Below are 4704 nucleotides of genomic sequence, written 5' to 3'. Positions count from 1 at the left end.
CGGATGTGGCTGACGCGGCCGACCTTCTCACCGCTCGGGTTGTAGATGCCGATCTGGGCGCCGACATAGCGCTTGAAGTCGCGTTCGATCGTCGCCACCTTGCCCCGCCCGCCCCACAGCGACCGCAGCAGCGCTTCCATCTGGTCGCGGGTCAGGTAGCCCTCGTTGTTGAACGACACGACGATCACCGGGGCCCGCACGGCGTCGAGCAGGCGCCGCATCGCGGCCGCGAACCGCGGCCGGGAGTTGAACGCGCTCTTGCGAGTTCGGACGTCGACGCGCTTGCACGCGACGCCGTACACCTCCGGCTTGTCCCACCGAATCAGGGATTCCCAGATGTGGTAGTTGCCGAGATACGAATGTTGATTGTACGGCGGGTCGATGTAGGCGACGTCGGCGTCGATGCGCGCGGCGGCGTCGATCGCGTCGAGGCATAGCGCCGCGCCTTTGCCGTGCTTGGCGCGCGGCAGGACGTTCGGCACCCGCAGCTCCAGGTCGTTGTACGACCGCGGCGCCCAACTCTTGAGGTACGCCATCTGCACGCCGGTCGTCGAGTCGACGCGGTCGGCGGCCTCCATCAGCGACACGAGCAGGACGGCTTCGAGTTCGGGATCGAGGCTCTTTTCCGCGATCGCTTCGCGGATCGCGTCGATGCGCTCTCCATTTTTCGGCTGAAAGAAGCGCGACCGGATGCAGAACGTGTCAGTGAAGTAGCCGGGAGAGCCCGGCAGCGCGTTGAGTTCTCGAATGAGTTTGCGCGCGTCGTCGAGCACGTCCTCGGCGTCGGCTTGCACGTAGCAGCGGGCCAGGGTGGCCGCGTAGGCGTTGTTGTCGTTGGACACGACGCGGTAGCCGGCCGCCTTGAGGGCGTGGCCGACGCGGGCGGTGCCGGAGAACAGGTCGGCGACGGTTCGCGCGTCGGCGGCGCGCCGCACGGCTTCGAGTAACACGGGAATCAGCGTGCGCTTCGAACCGATGTACTTGATCATCGCTACCGCGGGCGCGCGATCGCCGCGCGCAGCGCGTCGACGACGGCGTCGGTGTCGGCGGCGGTGCCGACCGTGATGCGAAGGTACGGGTCGAGGAGCGGGTGGCCGGGAAACCGCCTGACGAGCACGCCGCGGTCGGCGAGGGCGCGCCACGCTGCGTCGGGCGCGACGAGTTCGACGAGCACCATGTTGCCCGCGGACGGAAACGTGAACACGCCGTCGAGCTGCGACAGCGCGGTGCGCAGTCGTTCGCGCTCCGCCGCGACTGCAGCCGCGCGTTCCGCCAGCAGCGCCCGATGCCGCGACAGCAGCCGCGTCGCGGCGATCTGATTGGGTACGCCCAGGTTGTAGGGCGGCACGACCTTGCCGACCTCGGCGACGACGGCCTCGGACGCGGCCAGGGCGCCGACGCGCAGCCCGGCGAGCCCGACTTTGGAGTAGGTCCGCAGGACGATCAGGTTCGGCGCGTCCGCCAGCCGGTCGATCAGGCTGTCGCCGGAAAACTCGACGTACGCTTCGTCGACGACGAACAGGGTCGCCGGGTGCGCGGCGACGAGCGCTTCGATCGCGGTGCGATCCCACAGCGTGCCGGTCGGATTGTTCGGTCGCGCGAAAAACACCAGGTTGGGATCGTGTCGCGCGATGCCATCGGCGATCGCGTCCGCGTCGAGCGCAAAGCCGGCGCCGAGCGGCACCTCGATCGGCTCGGCGCCCGCGGCGAGGGCCGCGCTCCGGTAGTAGACGAACGACGGCACCGGATACAGCACGCGCGGCCGCGGCGAACCGGCCGGCGGTGCGCCGAATGCGAGGCACAGGTGCAGGATCAATTCGTTCGAACCGTGGCCGAACACGAGGCGGCCTTCCGGCACGCCGATGTCGGCGGCGACGACCGCGCGCAGCTCGCTGCACGCCGGGTCGGGATACCGGTGCAGATCGGCCCGCGCGATGGCGGCGGCGATGTCGGCGGCGACGTCGGCAGGCAGCGGATACGGCGACTCGTTCGCGTCGAGCTTGGCGCGGACGCCGGCGGCTGCGGGGCGCGGCACGGTGTACGCGGCGACGCCGCGCAACGGTTCGCTGATGCGCGCACGCCACGGCTCAGTCATCGACGTCGTCTCCATCGTCGTCGTCCACGTCGGGCGCGAGCCGCATCGCCGCCGAGCGCGCGTGGGCGTGCAATCCTTCGACCCGCGCCAACCGCGAGATGTCGGACACCTGGCCGATGAGGCCCTTGTACGTGTAGCGCAGTACCGACATGCGCCGGCGGAAGTCGTACACGCCCAGCGGAGACGAAAACCGGGCGGTGCCGGCGGTCGGCAGCACGTGGTTCGGCCCCGCCAGGTAGTCGCCGGCGGCCTCCGGCGTGAACGGCCCGACGAACACCGCGCCGGCGCAGCGAACGCGCTCGGCCAGGTCGGCGGCCCCGTGAACCTGGAGTTCGAGGTGCTCTGGAGCGTAGCGCTCGGCGATGGCCAGAGCGGCGTCGACCGTCGGCACGCGCACGGCGACGCCGTGGCGCTCGAGCGCCGCGCGCGCGACGTCGGCGCGCGGCAGCGATACGAGCTGGCGGGCCAGCTCGCGGTCGACCGCGTCGATGAGCTCGTCCGACGGTGTGACGAGCACCGGCCTGGCGTCGGCGTCGTGTTCGGCTTGCGCGAGCAAGTCCGCGGCAACCCAACGCGGCTCGGCCGCGTCGTCGGCGACGATCAGCACCTCCGACGGGCCCGCGATCGCGTCGATGTCCACGTCGCCGTACACGCGCCGCTTGGCCGCGGCGACGTAGCGATTGCCGGGGCCGACGATTTTGTCGACGCGCGGGATGGATTCGGTGCCGTAGGCGAGCGCCGCGACGGCCTGCGCGCCGCCGATCTCGAACACGCGGTCCACGGGGACGAGCGCCGCCGCGGCGAGCACCTCATCGGTGGGTCCGGGCGTCACCATGACGATCTCGCCGACGCCGGCGACGCGTGCGGGCACTCCGTTCATCAGCACCGACGACGGGTACGCCGCGGTGCCCCCCGGCACGTAGATGCCGACGCGCGCAAGCGGCATGACGCGCAGCTCCAGGCGTACGCCCTCGTCGTCGATCGCGTAGCCGCGCTCGACCTGGCGTTCGTGGAACGCGGCGATGCGATCGCGCGCGCGCTCGAGCGCGCGCCGGATGTCGCCGGGCAGGTCGGCGAGGGCCTGCTCGCAGCGGTCACGCGAGATCTCGTAGCTGCCGGTCGGCCCCGGCGGTCGCCCGTCGAACGCCTCCGTGTGCTGGCGCACGGCGGCGTCTCCGCGAACCCGCACGTCGTCGACGATGGCGGCCACGCGCGCGTCGACGTCGCGCTCGGCGGACGGCCGGCGGTCGCACAGGCTCGCCACCGCGGCGGCGTCGGTTCCGTCGATGCGCTGGAGCAACATGTCGCGGCACGATACCGCGAAACGACCGCGGCGCGCGCCACGGTGTGACGGCGGCGACCGCGGAGGCGCGCGGCGACGGCCGCCGGCGCGGTCACCGGTCGCCGCGGCGGCGCTTGTCGTGGTCCCAATCGGGCCGCGGGTTGTTCGGATCGTAGGGCTCGCTCGCGTCGGGCGGCTGCAGCGACGGTCCCTCGGGCAGCGGTCCCTCGAGCGCGCCGGCCGGCAGCGACGACGGGTAGCGCTCGCCGTAGGCCTCGACGAGCGCGCCGGGCACCGACGACCTGCCGCGGCCGCCGAGCTTGACGATGTAACGGCCGGAGCACCACAGCACCCACGCCTCGCCTTGGCCGGCGACGGCGTACAGCCGCACCCCTTCGATCGTGCGCTCCTCGACCTGATAGCCGGCCTCTTGCGCGAGCCGCCGCGCGAACGCGACGGTCGCGCGGAGCACGCCGTCGGGTTTCGCGTAGCGGGTGACGAACGCGTGGACGACATCGTCGTCGGCGAGGCGGCCCCGCTTGACCGCGGCGGCGGCCGCGTAGCTCGCCGTGTGGCCGACCGCGCGGTTGTCCGGCACCCACACCTCGACGTCGACGAGGCGTTGGTAGCGGCGAAACGTCCACGACGCCACGTTCGACTCGATCACGAGTCGTTTCGGCGGCGGCGGTCGGCCACCGCATGCGCTGGCAAATGCGGCGACGGCACCCAGGGCAATGACCGCGGCCCTCATCGGGGCAACCATACCGCAACTCGACGCATCGCCTGGCGCGCGCGGGTCGCCGGCCGCCCGTCGCTCGGCCGTCCGCCCGGCGGGCCGGCGCGGCGACCGCGCGCGGGCGGATCGGCGGCGGCGGCGCGGGATCGATCCGCGACCGGGCGCCGTGACCGGGCGAGGGGCGCGGGCAGGCGGGCCGGAGCGTGGCGGCGTCGCGGGCCCGTTGACACCGGTGGCGGCTCCGGGTTACTCCCCCGGGACCATGCCCGATTATCTGTTCACCTCCGAGTCCGTCACCGAAGGCCACCCCGACAAGATTTGCGACCAGGTGTCGGACGCGATCCTCGACGCCATCATCGCTGACGACCCGGATTGCCGAGTCGCGTGCGAGACGCTGGTCAAGACCGGATACGTCATGATCGCCGGTGAGATCACGACGTCCACCTACGTGGACATGCCCGCGATCGTGCGCCGCACGATCAAGGAGATCGGGTACGACAGCTCGGACAAGGGGTTCGACTACGCGAGCTGCGGCGTGCTCGCCGCCATCGAGCAACAGTCGCCGGACATCGCCAAAGGCGTCGACCGCGG

At 71.9% G+C, this 4704-nt stretch carries 5 protein-coding genes; 1 reads left to right on the top strand and 4 read right to left on the bottom strand.

From position 1 onward, the window contains the following. The 4 genes from D6689_13475 to D6689_13460 all read right to left on the bottom strand — a co-directional run. Positions 1 to 989, bottom strand: a 989-nt coding sequence (locus tag D6689_13475; GenBank protein ID RMH40528.1) for a DNA methyltransferase, incomplete at its 3' end; no start/stop codon positions are given. 2 nt (positions 990 to 991) lie between these two features. Further along, positions 992 to 2110 carry an aminotransferase class I/II-fold pyridoxal phosphate-dependent enzyme gene (locus tag D6689_13470; GenBank protein ID RMH40527.1) on the bottom strand — a complete coding sequence of 373 codons (1119 nt, stop codon included), beginning with the start codon at positions 2108 to 2110 and terminating at the stop codon, positions 992 to 994. Continuing rightward, a complete protein-coding gene (gene hisD / locus D6689_13465; GenBank protein RMH40530.1) occupies positions 2088 to 3398 on the bottom strand; it encodes a histidinol dehydrogenase in 1311 nt (436 codons plus the stop codon). Before hisD ends, D6689_13470 begins: the two co-directional genes overlap by 23 nt. A gap of 91 nt (positions 3399 to 3489) precedes the next feature. Next, positions 3490 to 4128, bottom strand: a complete 639-nt coding sequence (locus D6689_13460) for a hypothetical protein (protein RMH40526.1) — start codon at positions 4126 to 4128, stop codon at positions 3490 to 3492. 247 nt (positions 4129 to 4375) lie between these two features. Here D6689_13460 and D6689_13455 point away from each other — a divergent pair. Continuing rightward, a partial coding sequence (locus tag D6689_13455) for a methionine adenosyltransferase (GenBank protein RMH40529.1) occupies positions 4376 to 4704 on the top strand: 329 nt, incomplete at its 3' end.

The sequence above is a fragment of the Deltaproteobacteria bacterium genome (assembly GCA_003696105.1).
Classification (GTDB): Bacteria; Myxococcota_A; Polyangia; order Haliangiales; family J016; genus J016.
Note: the sequence above shows the minus strand (reverse complement) of the source record. Positions and strands in the feature narration are given on the sequence as shown.

What these genes read in the sequence shown, in the direction of transcription:
- D6689_13470 (RMH40527.1), bottom strand. Translation starts at nt 2,110, where the DNA reads ATGGAGACGACGTCGATGACTGAGCCGTGGCGTGCGCGCATCAGCGAA.
- hisD (RMH40530.1), bottom strand. Translation starts at nt 3,398, where the DNA reads ATGTTGCTCCAGCGCATCGACGGAACCGACGCCGCCGCGGTGGCGAGC.
- D6689_13460 (RMH40526.1), bottom strand. Translation starts at nt 4,128, where the DNA reads ATGAGGGCCGCGGTCATTGCCCTGGGTGCCGTCGCCGCATTTGCCAGC.